Genomic DNA, 18,725 nt, shown 5'->3' on the forward strand with positions numbered 1-18,725 from the left:
AACTCCAATTCTGCCAGGCGGGCGATTTTAGGTATAATTACGAGATGGTATTCCTCAAATTAATTCCGGTAGAAGTAAAAAGTACTTTCTGCCACTTTGTTTTACTATCAGGATTCTATAAAATCAAGCTTAAAAATAAAACCTTGCGTAAAGGGAGTAGTTAAAGGAAAAGATTCTTACTTAAAAACGTAACTCCTTAACCTATATAGAATATATGAAGAAAATAAATAAGCTTTTACTGGTGAGTTTACTTCTTACTTTTGGTTTACTCGCCATTTTACAAGCCCGGCAAAACCAGAAGAGTTCTAACTTAGCCTTAGAAAATTTAAAGCGGTCCACCTCTCCTGCCAAAGATAAAGCAGCCGCCAACGTACAATTAAAAGTAGCTTTCCCGAATCTTACTTTTGAAATGCCCGTGGAGTTCGTCAGCCCTAATGATGGCACGAATCGTAATTTTGTGATTGCCCAGGAAGGTGTTATTCACGTGTTTCCCAATAATCCGGGAGTAAAAACCACCCAAAAGTTTTTAGATATTACCAGCAAAGTAGTAAGCGGCGGCGAACGAGGCTTATTAGGCTTGGCTTTTCATCCGGACTTTAAAACCAACGGTTATTTTTACGTAAATTATACGCGGGGCAAAAATCTGGAAACGGCTATTTCGCGGTTCCAGGTAAGTAAAAGTAATCCCAACGTAGCCGATCCAAAATCGGAAGTAGTATTACTTACCTACGACCAACCTTACAGCAACCACAACGGCGGCAAAGTAGCTTTTGGCAAAGATGGTTACCTGTACATTGCCGCCGGTGATGGCGGCAGCGGCGGCGACCCGCAAAATAATGGTCAAAACAAAGCTAGTCTCTTAGGTAAAATTTTGCGCATCGACGTTAATAAACCATCGGGTAATTTAAAATATTCTATCCCCGCCGATAATCCGTTTAAAGGCAATAAAGAAGGTTACCGCGAAGAAATTTACGCTTATGGTATGCGTAATCCCTGGCGCTTTAGCTTTGATAAAACCACCGGTGATTTATGGGTAGGCGATGTAGGACAAAATAAAATTGAAGAAGTAGACATTGTGAAAAATGGCCAAAACTACGGTTGGCGGGTAATGGAAGCCGAGGCATGCTTTAATCCGGAAGATTGCGATAAAAAGGGTTATTCTTTACCGGTTCACTCGTACCAGCAAGGCATGGACACGGGTAAATCTATTACGGGCGGGCACGTGTACCGCGGTAAAAAAGTGGCGGCGCTAAAGGGCAAATACGTGTACGGCGATTATGTAACTGGCAACATCTGGACGTTAACGCCCCAGGGAGACGGCAAATATGCCAATGCCTCCTTAATGAAATTAGATGGTAACATTTCGTCGTTCGGCGAAGATGCTAATAACGAACTATACCTTTGCTCGTACAACGACGGCAAAATTTATACGTTTGCATCAGCCAACGCCGAAACAGCCAAATAAAATCATTTTACTAAACCAAATTATTTTAAAAGGAATTGCCGGCAAAGCAGTTCCTTTTTTATGTATTACATCCTAATAATTTAAAATTACTTTAACTTTACCCGCATCAGATACATGTGCGCCGTGAGATACAATACACTTTCGTCGGGGCTAAACGCACAATTAGCCGTAGACTGCCCGGTTTTAATGGTTCCTAAATGTTTCCCCTCCGGCGAAAAGATCAATACTCCCCCCGGGCCAGTCGCAAATAAGATTCCTTCTTTGGTTACTTTTAAACCGTCGGGGTTGCCGGGTTCTTTTTTCAACATTTCGGTAGCATCAAAAAATACTTTCCCGTTGGCAATACTTCCGTCGGGCTGCACGTCATAGGCCATCCAAATGGCTCGTTCCGGGTCGGAATTGGCTACGTAAAGCGTTTTCTCGTCCGGAGAAAAGGCAATGCCGTTGGGTCGGCTTAAATCTTTGGTTAATAAGTGTACCGTACCCTTTGAACTTACCCGGTAAACCCCCTGGTAAGGCAGTTCTTTAGCCGGATCGTCCATGTTCTTTTCTAAACCGTAAGGTGGGTCGGTAAAATACAGGTCGCCGTTCCTTTTATACACGGCATCGTTCGGGCTATTTAATTTTTTCCCTTCATAACTATCCGCTAAAGTAACAAAAGTGGGTTTAGGGGCCCGCAAGGAAGCATCCATCCGGGCCATTCTGCGGTCGCCGTGCTGGCAAAGTACCAAACGGCCTTCTTTATCCAGAATTAATCCGTTAGAACCTACTTCGCCTCCCCGCGGCTGCTTGCCGGTATAACCCGAAGGGCTTAAATACAACTCCAAACCCGACTCTTCGGTCCATTGGTAAATTTTATTCGGTGGTATATCACTGAACAGCAACTTATCATCCTGCGGCAGCCAAACCGGTCCCTCCGACCAGGTAAATCCTTTTGCCAGAACTTCAATTTTTGCTCCAGGTTTTATAATCTGGTCTAGGCGATCATCCAGTTTTTCAATGGCTCCGGTGGTAGTAATGGGCGTTTGCGTCATAACAGTGTCGGCAGATGCAGTATTGGTGGAAGAATCAGCAGTATCTTTTTGGCCTTGCTGGCACGATCCGGCCAACCAAAGCCCTAGCAGCAAGATAGATATATAATAGGAGTAGCGCACGGTTTAACTATTTTAGTAAAATCTATTTTCGCTCCCGAAACACATTAGGTAGAGGTAAGCCCACGCGTTACGTTACTGTTGCAAGGAACTATGAGTATTCCATTACTTAATTTAATAAAAATCTAAAATCCGAATACTTATGGTCTTTAATCAAGATTGAATTGCTAGCTCCCAGTTCGGAATTTATCATACTAAAATAATTTGCCAGCCGCAACCTTAAACTAAGTTTTACCAACTCAGTCGAATAATTTTACTTAATAGCTTAAGCATTTAGGGTAATAATAGTTTAAACCCCATTATTTTCCAAAAAAGATTTCGGGCAGATTTAAGAGTTAAAGGCAACTTTTTATTGTACAATTTACAAGAACAAAAAATTTTTAGTGCTCTTCTAAGAAGATTACATAAAGCTTAAAATTTGTACAAAAAAACAAATAAATTCTTATATATTTCTTAATCTTCCTTTATTTAAGCCAATAAACACCTCATTTAATATAACTAAATACAGGAAAAATATTTATATATCAACATACATAATTAAAGAATATTAATATCTTTGTTCAAGCTTACAAGAATAAACAACTGACTTACGGGTATATCTAATAAATCCATTCTGGTATTTAGTACCTAATAATTGTTTTTGCTGCATGATTAAAAAAAACTACTTAGATGCTTGGGTAAGTAGTATTACTCTGTACAACCGACCAGGTTAACAACCTGTGTATGAATAAACTTCAGAAAAGTGAAATTCTTTTCGGCAACCTCTAATTATTCATTGCTACTCTTGAACGAACAATTATTTACCCCTAAGAGTAAATTGTCTTATTTATACAATTTTTACTCTTCTCGGCTAAGTACTTTTGAGAGATTTTAAACACGTAAAAGACAAATAGACTTACAAATAATATCTTCTCCCATAATGCTTGGTAAAATACGGCTAATTAATAATCCATATTCTCATTATAATCTTAATGAATAATCACTAACACTTTTAAACATTACTCTAACCAACTACTATCTATTTATCTATGAATCTACCTTTAATCAAATCCATTCTCGCACTTTATTACCGGGGATATAGTTTCCGGGGGCCAGCTTTATTCTACAAACCGAACTCCTGGCATATTTTATTTTTATTACTAACCTCGACGTTTTTTTCTATTTCCTCTAATGTTCGTGCCCAGGAAGAACTAATAGGTTTAATGTCTAACGGCGGTCCGCAGGGAAAAGGAACGTTATTTTCCGTTAAACCTACCGGAGCCGGCTATTCCGTTTTAAAAGGTTTTGCCGACTGGGGGAAAAGTCCGGAAGGCAGTTTAGTTAAAGGAGACGACGGAAATTTTTACGGTCTTACTTCTTTGGGAGGCACCTATAATTACGGTACCATTTTTAAAGTAAGCCCGGCCGGGGCGGTAACTGTTTTGCATCAATTCGATTATAATACCACCGGCGGTTATCCGAAGGGCAGTTTGGTAAAAGGCGCCGATGGCAACTTGTACGGCATGACTGGTTCGGGTGGACCGGGCAGTTACGGCAATATTTTTAAAATTACGCCTAATGGTACTCTTACCGTAATCAAGAATTTTTCTTACAGTACCGATGGCGCTAAACCAAACGGCCATCTAATAGTAGCGAAAGACGGTAACTTCTACGGCCTAACTTACAGTGGCGGAACGTACGGCTATGGTACCATTTTTAAAATGACTCCTGGCGGAACGTATACGGTTTTAAGATCCTTGGATTACACCACCGACGGCGGCAATGCTTACGGCAGTTTAGTACAAGGAAAAGACGGCAATTTTTACGGCATGACGTACTGGGGAGGCACCTACAAGTACGGTACAATTTTTAAAATTACTTCTACGGGTTCGTTTACCGTGCTGCGTCATTTGCAGCCCGCCGACGGAATTTACCCCCAAGGAAATAACTTAGTAGCTGCCACCGATGGTAATCTTTACGGAATGCTGCCCAGAGGAGGAGATAACTACTCAGGTACTATTTTTAAAATAACTACAAAAGGAGCTTTTACCGTTATCCAGCATTTAGACGTTAAAAAAGGCACTAACCCGCTTGGCAGTCTGGCACAAAGTACCGATGGCGCTTTATACGGCATGACCTATTACGGCGGCACGAATGGTAACGGCACCATCTTTAAAATTACTACCAGCGGAACCCTTACGGTCTTATATAATTTTGCTAAATCTCCTGACGGAATTCTGCCCGCCCCGGATGGCGCGCATCCTGCCGGAGATTTGTTCCGCAACAGCGACGGCAATTTTTATGGCCTTACCTTCGAAGGGGGAAAAAACAGGTTTGGCACTATCTTTAAAATAACGCCTTCGGGCACTTTTACGGTATTAAACAGCCTTAATGGTGGTTCGCAGGGCAATGCCCCTTACGAGAGCGTGGTTCTAGCCAAAGATGGCGCGTATTACGGCACCACCAGCACCGGTGGTACGTATAACCAAGGCACCATTTTTAAATATTGCGGCAACACGTACACGGTACTCCGGTCGTTGAATAAAAACACGGATGGCAGTGCGCCTCTGGGCAGTTTAATACAAGGTACCGACGGTAATTTCTACGGGATGGCTTCCGAAGGTGGCACTAACGGGGCCGGTACTATTTTTAGAATAACTCCCGGCGGCAGCTATTCCGTATTGCATCATCTGAAAACCGCAGATGGTATTAATCCGTACGGCAGCCTAACCCAAGGTAAAGACGGTAATTTTTATGGCCTAGCCAACGGGGGTGGTACGACTGGAGCCGGCACCATTTTCAAAATAACACCTAGCGGCACCTTTACGGTTTTATGGAACTTAACCGCCACTACAGATGGCCGTTACCCGGAAGGAAATCTGGTACAAGGCCCGGATGGTAATTTTTACGGCACCAATAGTATCGGCGGTACGAATAACTACGGTACTATCTTTGAAATTTCGCCCACTGGTACGTTTACCGTTTTAAAACAATTAAACAGTCTGCCTGACGGCAATGCGCCTTTAGGAAGTTTGGTATTAGGGAAAGATGGTAATTTTTACGGTACTACCAGCTCGGGGGGCAGCAGTTCGTACGACGGTGCTATTTTTAAAATATCCCCATCCGGTACCTACACGGTATTAAAGCGTCTATCCGGAGCTACCGACGGTGAAACTCCTAAAGGCAATCTGGTGCAAGCCAGCGACGGGAACTTTTACGGTCTGACTAGCAAAGGTGGTAAGAACAACGCCGGTACCTTATTCCGCATTACTCCTTCGGGTACTTACACGGTTTTAAAGCATTTTAATTTAATTACCGATGGCGGCGCGCCCATGGGCAGTTTAATTGTAAAGAAAGTTAACCCGCTGGTAGCGAATGCACAAAGCATTACTACCTCCGAAGACACGCCAAAAGCAATTACGCTCACCGGATCGGGCGGCTCGCCGCTTACCTATGCCATTCGCTCTAATCCCCAGAACGGTACAATTAGCGGTACCGGCGCGAATCGTACGTATACCCCCAAAGCTAATTTTACCGGCAAGGATTCTTTTACCTTCACGGTAAGCGTGGGCTGTGAAGTATCGGCTCCGGCTACGGTAACCATTAACGTAACGGCGGTTAACGATGCCCCGGTACTTGCGGCTATTGGTAACAAAACCGTAGAGAAAGGTTCTACCTTAACGTTTACCGCTAAAGCCACCGACCCAGACGCGGGCCAAAGCAAAACCTTCTCCTTAGTCGGCGCGCCTGGGGGGGCAACCATCCACGCGGTTTCCGGTGTCTTCAACTGGAAACCTTCGGTAGCAGGTAACTACAGTTTCAGCGTGAAAGTAACGGATAACGGCTCCCCGGCTCTTTCCGACCAGGAAACCATTACGGTGAAGGTAATCAACTCAACGGGCAGTTTGGTTCGGGTAAATGCCGGCGGAGAAGCCGCCGCTACTTCCCTGGGTAGCTTTAGTGCCGATACTTATTTTAGCGGGGCTACCAGTATATCGGCTACTACTTCACCGATTGCCAGTACTACCGATGATATTCTTTACCAGAACAACCGCCGGGCAACAGATGTGGGGGGCAGCTTTAGCTACAATATTCCGGTGAGCAATGGTACTTATACCGTGAAGTTGCACTTTGCCGAAACCTTCTATACTACTACCGGACAGCGGAAATTTAACGTGAAAGCCGAAGGCGTTAGTTGGTTAAGTAATTACGACATTGTAGCCGCGGCGGGAGGTGCGAAAGTAGCCGTAGTAGCAACCAAGAACATTACCGTGGCCGATGGAAATGTTACGCTGCTCTTTTCTTCGGTGGTAGATAAAGCTTGTGTAGCCGCCATTGAAGTGCTGCCGGCAAGTGGTGCCGAATCTGATAAAGCTACTACCAACCTGATTGCTAATTTGTACCCGAACCCGGCCGAAAATTCTCTTACTATTGCTTTAAATACAGCAGTGGAGAAAGTAGAAGCTAAGATTACCAATAACACGGGCGATGTGGTAAAAACAATAGATCAATCCGTAGAAAACAACAAGTTGCAGATAGAAATATCAAATTTAGAAGCGGGTCTGTATCAGCTACACGTTCAAACTCCGACCGGCGTGCAAGTTTACCGGTTCGTTAAAAAATAATTTCTAGAAAAGCTTATATTCACACCATGTAAAAAGCAGAACATCCTAAAAAGATGTTCTGCTTTTTTATTAATACATCTAAACTAAAGAGCTATTCCGTTTAAATCCGCCGGCTTTAATTTTGACTGTTTTCTGCTGAAGCAACTCATTAACTTAGATTAGGAGTTTAGTATTTTTAGATACATCAACTTTCTAAATCGTTAAATCTTTCAGCTATTAAGTCTCTTACTTTCTCTACGGTTAAGGGTTTTAAGATGTACGGCGCGGCATACTCACTAGCCCGGACGGTATCTTGCGGGTGCGAGGAAGTAGACAGCAGGGCAATAACGGTATCTTGCTTTACCTTATCCGCCAAATCGTTATGGTACATTTCTAAAAATTCGAAACCATCTAACATAGGCATATTTACGTCCAGAAAGATTAATTCCGGTTTAAAATAATTAGGATCGGCCGAATTGAAATTGCCTTTTTCTATTTTTTGCAGATACTCCAAGGCATTCAGGCCGTTGCTAAATACCCGAATGTTTTCGGTTACTTCCATCCGGTTTAACAAACGATGATTCAAAAAATTACTGGTTTCATTATCATCAATTAACAAAACACCTTTCAGCTTTCGCATAATTAAAAAATTGCCGTTACTTTTTAGGAATAAAAACCCGGAAGGTAGAACCCTCGCCTGGCTTACTAGTTACCTCTACTTTACCATGATTATATTCCAGAATACGTTTCACAATAAATAATCCTACTCCATTCCCTTCCACATCGTCACGTAAGCGTTTAAACAAAGAAAATATTTTTTTCTCGTGCTTAATTAAATCAATGCCCATGCCATTATCGGTTACCGCTATAATGTTAAAATTTTCATTGGCCGTGCTTGTAATTTCCACAACCGGGGTTCGTTCCGGGGAACGGTATTTAATCGCATTACTTACCAGGTTGTACAAAATACTTTTTAAGTTCTTACGCGAAAACCAAACAATTGGGTTTTCTTCGAAGTGAGTCTGTATGCTGGCACCGGATTGCGTTATCACTTCGGCTAAACTGTCCTGGACTTCCCGGAACACTTCCGTTATGGGTATTTGAGTGAGTTCTTCTTCGGTATTTTTCTGAATTTTACTTACTTCTGTTAAATCGCTGATAGTACGGTGCATCTGTTGAATGGCGTTCTCTAACTTCTCTACCACTTCCTTAACTTCAGATTCTATGGGCGGCAACTCTTCTTTTAAAACGCTTAAAAGGCCTTCGGCATTAATTACCGGCGATTTAAGATCGTGCGACGCACAATAAACAAAATTATCCAGGTCAGCGTTAATCCGGATGAGCTCGCCATTTTTAAGCACTAAGGTTTTCTCCGCTTTTTTTCTTATTTCTACTTCTTTTTCCAATTCGCGGTTAGCCCGGATAAGTTGAGCCGTTCGTTGGTTTACCCGCGTTTCCAGTTCATCATTTACCCGACGTAAGGCAGCTTCCGCTTTGTGTCGTTCCGCGATCTGCCATCTTAATTCGTCGTTGGCAAAAGCTAAGGTATCGGAACTAGGAATCAGCAAAATTTTAGGTAAAGAACGTAATAGAATAAAGGCGGTACCTAAGGATAAAAGCCCCGTTATAATCTTTACTAAACTGGCTACATCGTAAATCGGGTCCCAAACGGTCCAGATATCGAGTAAATGGGTAGCGCCGCAGGATAAAATGAACATCCCAAACAACACAAAAACGTGTTTCTGCACCAAATCTTTCCGTTTACGAGCCAGGTAAAAGAGCATAAACGGAATAGAAAAGTAAGCCAATCCGGTTAAGGCATCGCCGGTTACGGTCGGCCATAGAATAACGTCTTGCCACTGATAGCAATGCCCATGCGGCATAAACGTGGAAGTATCTATAAAAGCCAGCATTATTTTAGTCGTCATCTTACAAACAATATACTGTTCAAACAAACCAACATGGTATGCTACTTATTCAAAAGCTACAAATCTGGGTACAGGCATCGATTATTCCTGTAATACTTACCGTTTGTCTAACACTACTCTTAAATGTTGAAATTAACGATTTAAAACGCCGTTAAAATAATTTTACTTGTATACTTTCTATACGCCCTATCTTATATAATTTGGAGATCAACTGCTCCTTCTAACAACTTAAAAATACTCTATTAATAATTGACAGTAGTTTAAATACTTGCAATTTTAACTTCTTTACTCCTAAAAAATAGCACCTTTTTAAGGAAATAAAAAAGCACTTCTTAGCATAGCCAAAAAGTGCTTTTTTGCTGAAAAATAAAGAGCAATTACTCTATGTAACCTTGTTCCCGCATCCAATCGTCGTTGTAAATTTTAGCCAGATAGCGCGTACCGTGGTCGGGTAAAATTATTACCATTACATCTTGTTCGGTTAAGTGCTGCCGGGCATACTCCAGCGCCCCGAACACCGCCGAACCACAAGACCAGCCCACAAACAAACCTTCTTCTTTGGCTAATCGCCGGGTCATTACCGCGCCGTCTTTGTCGGTTACTTTAGTAAAATGATCAATTAAAGTAAAATCTACATTTTTAGGCAGAATGTCTTCGCCGATGCCTTCGGTTTTATACGGATAAATTTCGTTTTCATCGAAAACGCCGGTTTCCTTGTATTTTTTAAATACCGAACCGTAAGTATCAATTCCAATAGCTTTAATGGCGCTGTTTTGTTCTTTTAAGTACTTGGAAATGCCGCAAATGGTACCGCCGGTACCTACCCCCGTGGCTAAATACGTAATTTTGCCTTCGGTTTGCTGCCAAATTTCGGGGCCGGTGGTTTCGTAATGCGCCGCCGTGTTCGACAAGTTATCGTACTGATTCGGGTAAAAAGAATTCGGAATTTCGCGGTTTAGCCGTTTGGCAACCGAGTAATAAGAACGCTCATCTTCAGGGGCTACGTTGGTAGGGCAAACTATTACTTCGGCGCCCACTGCCCGCAGAATATCCATTTTCTCTTTACTCTGTTTATCGGTAAGGGTAAAAATACATTTGTAGCCGCGGGCAGTGGCCGCAATGGCTAAACCCATGCCCGTATTACCCGAAGTACCTTCAATGATAGTACCGCCGGGTTGTAGAATACCGGCTTTTTCCGCGTCCTCAATCATTTTAAGGGCCATGCGGTCCTTTACCGAATTACCCGGATTAAAATATTCGACTTTAGCCAGAATGGTAGCCTTAAGCCCATCGGTTACTTTGTTTAACTTTACCAGCGGCGTTTTGCCAATAGCTTCGGAAATATGATTTAAATACATGAAAAGCAAATTTATAGATGGCCGAAAAACAAAATAGTACCGCCTTCTTTATTTATCCTTCCACAAAAATAAGCGAATTATTTGGGATAATTAAACCAAAGCCCGGATAGTTCTGCTATTGAGTGGTATTAAAATGCTGTTAGTAAGGCGGCTCCTCATCCGCTTTAATCGCTTAGTACGAAAAATTCTTGTTTCATTTAATTCATTGTTAAGCAGATAAGATACTGGAAAATAGTTTTTGAGTAAAAATATTCATCTCCACCCGTTAACTTTTCTTTTCATTCGCCGAGCAGTAGATAGACTCTTGGCTGCTTTCCTGGCAAAAGACAACTCTCTTCTAAATATTTCTGTATTATAGTCGGCTACTTTACTTATTTGGGGATTATAAGCAAAACCCGGCGGGTAAATTTATCCGGTAAATCCTTAATTCTGTTTGGAGCGGATTTAAAAAAAACTATTTTTGCAACACCTATTACATACGTACCCACTTTTTTAACCTGACTGACATGAGTGTTCTAGTAAATAAAGATTCAAGAGTAATTGTACAGGGCTTTACCGGCTCCGAAGGTTCGTTTCATGCCCAGCAAATGATTGAATATGGCACGAACGTAGTAGGCGGGGTTACTCCGGGCAAAGGTGGCAGTACCCACCTGGAGCGGCCGGTGTTTAACACGGTTGCCGATGCCGTGCGCGAAACTGGGGCAAATGTTACCATTATTTTTGTGCCGCCGGCTTTTGCCGCCGATGCTATTATGGAAGCGGCCGATGCCGGAATTAGCGTAATTGTCACGATTACGGAAGGTATTCCTACCAAGGATATGATCTACGTGAAAGAATATATCAAGGAAAAATCTCTCACTTTAATTGGGCCCAACTGTCCGGGTGTAATTACTCCGGGCGAAGCGAAAGTAGGTATTATGCCGGGTTTTGTGTTTGAGCCGGGCCGGATTGGGATTGTATCGAAATCCGGAACCTTAACGTACGAAGCCGCCGACCAAATTGTAAAAGCGGGTTTAGGAATTTCTACGGCTATCGGTATCGGCGGTGACCCTATTATTGGTACGCCTACCAAAGATGCCGTGGAACTGCTCATGAATGACCCGGACACCGACGCTATTGTAATGATTGGCGAAATTGGCGGTAACTACGAAGCAGTTGCTTCGCACTACATTAAAGAAACCGGCAACAAAAAGCCAGTGGTTGGTTTTATTGCGGGTCAAACGGCTCCGAAAGGTCGCCGGATGGGTCACGCCGGAGCTATAATTGGTGGTGCTGACGATACTGCCGAAGCGAAAATGCGTATTATGCAGGAGTGCGGCATTCACGTAGTAAAATCGCCGGCTAATATTGGCGAAACCATGGCTAAAGTATTAAAAGGCGAAGCCATTGAAGCGTAAAAATTAGCTAGTGTTTAGCTAGTAGTAACTAGATTTTAGATACCAGACTTTTATAAAATTAAAAAAAGAGATGCTTTAAAAGGCATCTCTTTTTTTATGCTCGTCTTGATAAATAAGCTATTCAAAAAAGTTTTCTTAAACTTTAAGGAGTATTTACAAGTTTAAACCGTACATAATAGAGAACGACGAAAACCTATAATACTATGCAAGACTTAACCGCAACCGGCCTCGAAAAAAAAAGCAATCAGGAGTTAGCTACTAAGCTGAACGAACTTCTGGCTAATTACCACATTTACTACCAGAACGTGCGCGGATTTCACTGGAACATCAAAGGGGGTAATTTTTTTCAGTTGCACGCTAAATTTGAAGAATTATACACTACTGCCTTAACCCGCATCGACGAAATAGCGGAACGCATCTTAACTTTGGGCTACACGCCTTTACACAGCTTTTCCGAATATATTGTTAATTCTACCATAAAAGAAACCCATAATCTTACTTCGGATCGCGATACCGTAGGAACGACCATCGAGAACTTAACTTTTTTACTTCATTTGGAACGTGAAATTTTAAAGTTAGCCGACGAAAGTAACGACGAAGGTACCTTAAGCTTAATTAGTGATGATCTAAACGAAATCGAAAAAACCTTTTGGATGCTTAATGCTTTCCTGAACGGGTAACCTAATCGTAACTAGGCGCTAAAAACAAAAAGCGGGAGAAAATTCTCCCGCTTTTTGTTTTTAGCGCTAAAGCCCGCAGGTTTTTATTTAAATTATCGCACCATAATCTTCTTGCTGTAAGAATGACCATTACCTGACACCGTTAACAGGTATACACCCGCTGCTAAATACTGATTCTGATTGATTTGAAAAGTATCTTCTCTGCTTAGGGTTTTTACTTTACTCACGTAATATCGCTGTCCTACCAAGTCCGTTAGCAATAGAGAATACTCTTTATCATCGGCTCCGCCAATAACTATATTTATTTCTCCTTCCGTTGGATTAGGAAAAACGTTCACGGTAAAAACCGAGTTTTCAATTAAATTAACTGCCACTATTTCTGAGTAAGTACTATTCTTGTTATTGTCAGTTTGTTTCAGGCGGTAATACGACAAACCATTAAACGGTTGCATATCCTGCGCCTGATAGGTTATACTAGTACCTGCTGCTTTAACTATAGCTACTCTATAGTAATCTTTTAAATTGCGGGTTTTCTCAACGGTAAAAAAATCACTTTCCGTTTCCGAAGTTGTTTTCCAATGCAGGTCTACGCGTGAATTATTTAAAGTAGCCGTAAAATTTAACAGCTGCACAGGTAAAGGCGAATTGTTACCCGATAAAGTCCAGGGCGAAAAAGCAGTTACATCCGGCACGGTAGCCGAATAAGCCGTACTGCTTTGGCCGGGTAATGGCAACTCCCAGATAGCGCGCGCCGCATTCCAACGCTGCGCCTGCAACATGGTTACTTGCCCTACTTCCTGGGGGCTAGCAGTAAAAGTAAGTGTGGCCGTGCCGCTTGGTCCGTCTTTGTCTATTTGCCAGAATCGATCGACGGTGTTGGTGCTGTTATCTTTGCCGTTCCAGCCGTTTACATTGGTAACTAAGTTAGGCGTGGTAGGGTAAGGTTGATTAGTAACACTGGTAGCGTAGGTAGCAACGGCCACGTTTCCTATTGTTCCAGCTGTTAGATTCAGCACAAAAGGGATATAATTACCCGTTGCCGTACCAAACGGAAAAACGTGGGCTCCGGTACTATTACTGATATTCCAATTTATCCGGCTCGAGTTATTGGTCTGTTCGCTTATAATATAACCATTGGTGCGAGCTATGGCAGTAGGAGCATTATTGCCAATAGTTAAAGTCCTGGAATTTAAAAACAGAGGGCCAGTAGTTAAAGTAAGAACATCGGTGCGTACATTTTGCTGCAAAGTAAGCCCAGCTGTATTATTAACTGTAAATTTTTCGAATCTGGTAAGCGAAGAACCAGTTATTGCTTGCCCAACTGTTCCGGTAAAATTCACGTCGCCTATCCCGTTCGGGTTAATAAATACGTTATTGGCCGCATTATTCGTTATATTTCCTTGCAGGGTAATAGTACCGTTATTATCAATACTGCCATCGGTACCAAAAGCCGTATTGTTGATTAGGTTAGCATTAGTGCCGGTAATAGTTAAAAAGGAACCGGTTCCTACTACTATTTTCCCGCCATTGTTAACGACACCCTGGGCCTGCAGAAAGAAAGGCAACAACAGAAACAGGCAAAAAAGTAACCTCTTTCTTAAGCAGTAGATGGATGATATACACATATCCTTAGTGTTCATTTTTTAAGTTTGAAGGATATTATTAATCGTCCATTCTACGCCAATTGGTACCATCCGAAATTATCTCAACGGCTCCTGCAGCAGCTAAAGAACTTGCGGTAACACCGTTGCCCGTCGTAATAGCCGGTGAAACATTAAGGGCTTGAGAACCATGATTCACGATCCGATATACCCGGCCTGTGCAGGTACTTGCCGGCGGCAGGGTAAAAGTGTTACCAGCCGTTGTACCGGTTTTTATTACTACGTGGTCCGTAGCATTAAGTGAGTAATTACCCGTTTGAGTTTTAACCGCCAAAGTGAGCGATCCATTAACGGACAAGGTAGAAGTTGGCGTGGTAGTAGCGATTGCTACCCTTTCTCCGGAAGCAGTAATTCGCATGGCTTCGTTGGTAGTGGCAGTTCCTCCCACTAAAAAAATAATAGATTTTGGGTCAGTTTGATTCGGATTATTATTTACTATGTAGAAGTCATTTCCCGCTGATAAAATATAACCATCGTTGGCTTTTCCAGTTTCTATAGGGTTACCATTTTGATAAACATAACCGGAACCATTTATTCCTACATCAATAAAATTGGTGGTTTCGGTACCATTATTAGCCGTTGCTACAATATCGGAACTGGCCTGATTCCCAGTGGATAAATTTTGAATATTGGTTTGGAAGTAGTTATTAACACTTCCTTTCGCGTATATAGCATTAACTGAAGTAGTAGTACCCGCATCAACTACTAATTTTTCTGGATTATCATCATCAAAGGTAGTGGTACCAATGCCCACATTACCGGCTGGAGATATAATCATGCGGGTATTTAATGCGGCTGGCTGCGCCTCGGCATTAGCTAAAGTGCTATTAGCATCTAAATTAAAGTTCTGAAATCGAATTTCTTCCGCTACCATGCGTATCCGGTCGGGGCCAAAAGCGTTAGATGGGTCATTGCCAACGAAAAAAAGCATCTCCTGCTGCTCCGTCGCGCCCCCGGGCCGTACTTCTATGGCAGCATCCGGGTCAGAGCCGGTATTGGCAAACATAATTCTTCTGGGAGTTGTAGTAGAGGTAGCACTTAATCTTAGATTGCCGTTTACGTCTAATTTCTCTGCGGGAGCAGTAAGGCCAATGCCTACATTACCATTGGCCAAAACGCGCATTTTTTCGGTATTATTGGTAATAAAAGGTAAATCAAAATTAGTGATAGTACCTAGGTTACTTAGCGCACCTACACTATTGCCTCCTAAAGCCCAGCTAGAAGACGCACCCGCTGTTACCCAAACGGGCGAAGCATTTACTCCCGCCGATTGTAGCACTTGCCCAACTGTACCTGCCGAACCATTCGGCATAAAGGCGCCGGTTAATTTAAAATTTCCTACTACATCCAGCTTTTGGGCAGGCACTGTTACGCCAATACCTACGTTCCGGGCAGCCGTAATACGCATGGCTTCATTGGTGGGGGCTGTACCACCGGTCGTAAAAATCATATCTTTGGTGGCATTATTATTTACGATATGAAAGTCCTGGCCGGCTGATAGTAAGTAGCCATCGTTCGCCTTACCGGTTTCTATGGGATTACCCGTTTGGTAAACATAACCGGAACCGTTAATACCTAAGTCAATAAAATTGGTAGTCTCGGTACCATTATTAGCCGTGGCTACGATGTCGGAACTGGCCTGATTACCGGTCGACAAATTTTGAATATTCGTCTGGAAGTAAGAATTAATGGTTCCTTTAGCGTAAATAGCATTTACCGACGTAGTGGTTCCCGCATTTACAAGCAATTTCTCGGGGTTGGTAGCATCAAAGGCGGATGCACCAATACCTACATTACCTGCTGCCGAGATCCGCATTTTTTCGGTATTATTGGTAATAAAAGGCAAATCATGGTTCGAAATAGTACCTAAGGTTTTAATGCCCGTTAAAGTATTACCATTTAATACCCAGTTCAGGTTACTGGTAGCGGTACTCAGGTCTACCCAAACCGGTGAAGCATTGGCACCCGCCGATTGCAAAACGTACCCGGCTGTACCCGGCTGGTCATTCGGCATAAAAGCCCCGGTTAATTTAAAATTCCCTGATACATCTAATTTTTGGGCAGGAGCCGTTACGCCCAGACCCAGATTACCAGCACTATTTACCACGTTTATGGCCGTACCCGTAGGATTTAGCCATTCCGTTAAGTTAGCCGATTGAGTAGCGGAATTACCCTGGATAGATAAAGGTACGCTTGCGTCACGGGCACTTCTTACTAAAACGCCTCTGTTGGGGATGGTAGTACCGGCTATAAAGGCCGGGAAAGCTGCTGTTTGACGATCACCAGAGAGAATAGTTGTATGGAAAGAACCCATTTGTAAGCTGCGGCCACCACCACCCTGCCAGAAAATATCGCCGCCATCACCACCAATGCGAAAATCACCGGTACCGCCGGTATTGGTAAAAAGTAATTGTGAGATAGTCCCAGTCCGACGAACTTCTAAGGTGTTATTTACTGCCAGCGAATTTCTGGGATTAGTTACGCCTACTCCCACAAAACCGGCCGAGTAATAGATATTATTTGTACCGGTTTCTTTTATCCATTGGTTACCCATATCCGAAACAAGCGGGGTCCAGGTGGTACCGGTATAATAGTAAAAACCAGGAGTAGTACCATCTGTCTGGTACACCAACAAACCCGTAGCCGGACTAGCAATAGCCGTACGTTGGGCTTCCGTCATGCGGGGCACTAATATGCCTTTAGAAGTAGAGTAAACATCCAGTACCGCCGAAACATCCGGTGTACGACTGATATCGCTGATACCCGTATTCTGAGCGAAAACGCAAGTACTGTAAACAGAGAGCAAAAACAACAATCCAGTTTGTAAGTTTAAATAGCGCATAAAAAATTTATTAATAATCCAACACCCAATTTACCATAAGAATGACTAATACCGTGGAATCCTTTAACTAAGATAAGTTAAAAATTTGGGTGATTTTCAAAAAGCAAAGCGGTAAAAAGGAGTCTTTTAATTTATTTTGACTTTATATGCGGGTCGCCTATATAGTCCTTAAAGCAAAATGTTTAGGCTATATTTACTGTAGTAGAAAGAATAAATACCCTTGGAAAGTACAGGCAACTTATTTTATTCTTTTTGATTGCCTTACTTTACAGTATTTTAATTTGGCTTTTTTTAAAGAAGGAAACAATAACAAAAAGAATAATACCGGAGTTAATAAACTTGTTTAATAGCTCGACCATTCCGTTCTTCATCGGCGAAAAGTACTATTAGCCTGTTGCGCCCACGGTAAGAAGTTGTTTTCTAGCTACTCCATTTTATTTGCCGAAACGATAAATTCTACCCGCCGGTTTTTAGCCCGTTCTGTTTCAGTAGCATTGCCCGTAATGGGGCGGCGGTCGGCGTAGCCCTGAGTAGTAATTCTGTTACCCGCAATCCCGTGCTGCTGCAAGTAATCTGCTACTACTAGCGCCCGTTTAATGGATAGTCTTTTTTTCAGCCGATAGCTGCCAAGATTATCCGTATGCCCCGCAATGTTTATATAGAGGTAAGAAAATTTCTGTAACAACTTCACTAAACGGTCTAATTCCGGAACGGACTCGGGCAGCAAAACACTTTTACTTTGCGCAAAAAATACGTTCTCTAATACCATAGCTTTATCTGTTTCCAGGCTATCCCAGGTGTCTTCTCGTGGTGTAGCTACTATTGGGGTTTCCGGAGCATTGTTCGTAGGTAGCCGGCTCGCGGTTGCTCTTTTCGGTTTATAGATAACAACCGGTAATATTCCGGTAACCGAAGGCACCGGTTCGGGTAAAGTAGAGGCTGCTTTTTTAACTTGGGCAGATGAGGTACGTAAAGAAGCAGAAGTAATTTTAGAGGTGGCTTTAGGTGCCAACTGTACCACCGCAGGCACCGGTTGATAAACAAGAAGCGGAACAGGTTGGCTGAACAAATAGCGTTGCGGAATTATTTCTTCTGGGGTATATACGGGTAACCCCAATACCCGGACAACATCTTTCGGGCATTCCCAGGCCAACTTTATAATTGTAGTAACCGGCCCGTTATAATACTCTAGCTTAAGCTTGTAATAATGGCCGGCTTTTAATTCTATACCTGCTTCGCGTACTACTTCTTCCTGTATATTCCAATCGTTGATCAATAATTTACCGCCCAGCCATAATCGCACGCCATCATCTACGTGTACTATTATTTTATAAGTACCCGTTACCGGTGCCAGTAATTTGCCGGTCCATCGTACCGAATAATCTTCGGCGTATACACCCGGACCCGGACTTTTCCGGAATAAATAAAAATTAACTTGCTTATCCGTCCGCGAAAGTACTTTTTCTTCGAAGTTTGTTCCGTTATAATAATCGCCTCTTAATCCGTTACCTCTTACTCCTTGCAGAACAGCATAATTTCTTTTAACCGGAACGGCTAGTTGTGCCCGAACAGGTTCAACTGTCCTTAAGGCCGCCAATAACACAATAGTAAAGCAGACATAACGCATATTAATCCCGGAATTAAGAAAATGTTTTCAAGG

General features: G+C 42.5%; 10 protein-coding genes and 1 pseudogene. 4 read left to right on the forward strand and 7 right to left on the reverse strand.

What is annotated here, in order from left to right; all coding sequences use genetic code 11:
* Nucleotides 1-214: 214 nt before the first annotated feature.
* The gene (locus AHMF7605_RS14510) at nt 215-1,465 is read left to right on the forward strand and encodes a PQQ-dependent sugar dehydrogenase (protein ID WP_106930470.1); all 1,251 of its coding nucleotides are present in this window, start codon (nt 215-217) and stop codon (nt 1,463-1,465) included.
* 86 nt (nt 1,466-1,551) lie between these two features.
* Here AHMF7605_RS14510 and AHMF7605_RS14515 read toward each other — a convergent pair whose 3' ends face one another.
* Nucleotides 1,552-2,619 carry an SMP-30/gluconolactonase/LRE family protein gene (locus tag AHMF7605_RS14515; protein ID WP_233219106.1) on the reverse strand — a complete coding sequence of 356 codons (1,068 nt, stop codon included), beginning with the start codon at nt 2,617-2,619 and terminating at the stop codon, nt 1,552-1,554.
* Between the two features lie 1,025 nt (nt 2,620-3,644).
* Between AHMF7605_RS14515 and AHMF7605_RS14520 the strand changes: the two genes are divergently transcribed.
* Nucleotides 3,645-7,220, forward strand: coding sequence for a choice-of-anchor tandem repeat GloVer-containing protein (locus AHMF7605_RS14520; protein ID WP_106930472.1), 3,576 nt, complete (start codon nt 3,645-3,647; stop codon nt 7,218-7,220).
* Nucleotides 7,221-7,404: 184 nt separating this feature from the next.
* On the opposite strand, the gene AHMF7605_RS14525 is transcribed toward AHMF7605_RS14520, so the two are convergent.
* The 3 genes and pseudogenes from AHMF7605_RS14525 to AHMF7605_RS14535 form a co-directional block, all read right to left on the reverse strand.
* Entirely contained in the window at nt 7,405-7,839 is a 435-nt protein-coding gene (locus AHMF7605_RS14525; protein ID WP_106930474.1) for a response regulator, read from the reverse strand.
* A 16-nt stretch (nt 7,840-7,855) separates the two neighbouring features.
* The gene (locus AHMF7605_RS14530; RefSeq protein WP_106930476.1) at nt 7,856-9,127 is read right to left on the reverse strand and encodes a sensor histidine kinase; all 1,272 of its coding nucleotides are present in this window, start codon (nt 9,125-9,127) and stop codon (nt 7,856-7,858) included.
* Nucleotides 9,128-9,507: 380 nt separating this feature from the next.
* Nucleotides 9,508-10,485 (reverse strand): annotated as a pseudogene (locus AHMF7605_RS14535) (PLP-dependent cysteine synthase family protein); the annotation flags it as partial.
* Nucleotides 10,486-10,991: 506 nt separating this feature from the next.
* Here AHMF7605_RS14535 and sucD point away from each other — a divergent pair.
* Both sucD and AHMF7605_RS14545 read left to right on the forward strand, forming a co-directional pair.
* Nucleotides 10,992-11,882 (forward strand): succinate--CoA ligase subunit alpha, encoded by an 891-nt coding sequence (gene sucD, locus AHMF7605_RS14540; RefSeq protein ID WP_106930480.1) that lies wholly within the window; start codon nt 10,992-10,994, stop codon nt 11,880-11,882.
* A gap of 203 nt (nt 11,883-12,085) precedes the next feature.
* A complete protein-coding gene (locus tag AHMF7605_RS14545) occupies nt 12,086-12,562 on the forward strand; it encodes a Dps family protein (protein WP_106930482.1) in 477 nt (158 codons plus the stop codon).
* 92 nt (nt 12,563-12,654) lie between these two features.
* On the opposite strand, the gene AHMF7605_RS14550 is transcribed toward AHMF7605_RS14545, so the two are convergent.
* The 3 genes from AHMF7605_RS14550 to AHMF7605_RS14565 all read right to left on the reverse strand — a co-directional run bounded on the left by AHMF7605_RS14550 (nt 12,655) and on the right by AHMF7605_RS14565 (nt 18,692).
* Nucleotides 12,655-14,127: a T9SS type A sorting domain-containing protein gene (locus tag AHMF7605_RS14550; RefSeq protein ID WP_158267513.1), complete on the reverse strand. Its 1,473-nt coding sequence runs from the start codon at nt 14,125-14,127 to the stop codon at nt 12,655-12,657.
* Nucleotides 14,128-14,224: 97 nt separating this feature from the next.
* Nucleotides 14,225-17,065 (reverse strand): beta strand repeat-containing protein, encoded by a 2,841-nt coding sequence (locus AHMF7605_RS14555; RefSeq protein ID WP_106930486.1) that lies wholly within the window; start codon nt 17,063-17,065, stop codon nt 14,225-14,227.
* Nucleotides 17,066-17,489: 424 nt separating this feature from the next.
* A complete protein-coding gene (locus AHMF7605_RS14565) occupies nt 17,490-18,692 on the reverse strand; it encodes a PA14 domain-containing protein (RefSeq protein ID WP_106930490.1) in 1,203 nt (400 codons plus the stop codon).
* Between the last annotated feature and the right edge of the window lie 33 nt (nt 18,693-18,725).

The organism is Adhaeribacter arboris (assembly GCF_003023845.1).
GTDB classification, from domain to species: domain Bacteria; phylum Bacteroidota; class Bacteroidia; order Cytophagales; family Hymenobacteraceae; genus Adhaeribacter; species Adhaeribacter arboris.

What these genes read in the sequence shown, in the direction of transcription:
- AHMF7605_RS14555 (WP_106930486.1), bottom strand. Translation starts at nt 17,065, where the DNA reads ATGCGCTATTTAAACTTACAAACTGGATTGTTGTTTTTGCTCTCTGTT.
- AHMF7605_RS14520 (WP_106930472.1), top strand. Translation starts at nt 3,645, where the DNA reads ATGAATCTACCTTTAATCAAATCCATTCTCGCACTTTATTACCGGGGA.
- AHMF7605_RS14525 (WP_106930474.1), bottom strand. Translation starts at nt 7,839, where the DNA reads ATGCGAAAGCTGAAAGGTGTTTTGTTAATTGATGATAATGAAACCAGT.
- AHMF7605_RS14510 (WP_106930470.1), top strand. Translation starts at nt 215, where the DNA reads ATGAAGAAAATAAATAAGCTTTTACTGGTGAGTTTACTTCTTACTTTT.
- AHMF7605_RS14565 (WP_106930490.1), bottom strand. Translation starts at nt 18,692, where the DNA reads ATGCGTTATGTCTGCTTTACTATTGTGTTATTGGCGGCCTTAAGGACA.
- AHMF7605_RS14530 (WP_106930476.1), bottom strand. Translation starts at nt 9,127, where the DNA reads ATGACGACTAAAATAATGCTGGCTTTTATAGATACTTCCACGTTTATG.
- sucD (WP_106930480.1), top strand. Translation starts at nt 10,992, where the DNA reads ATGAGTGTTCTAGTAAATAAAGATTCAAGAGTAATTGTACAGGGCTTT.
- AHMF7605_RS14545 (WP_106930482.1), top strand. Translation starts at nt 12,086, where the DNA reads ATGCAAGACTTAACCGCAACCGGCCTCGAAAAAAAAAGCAATCAGGAG.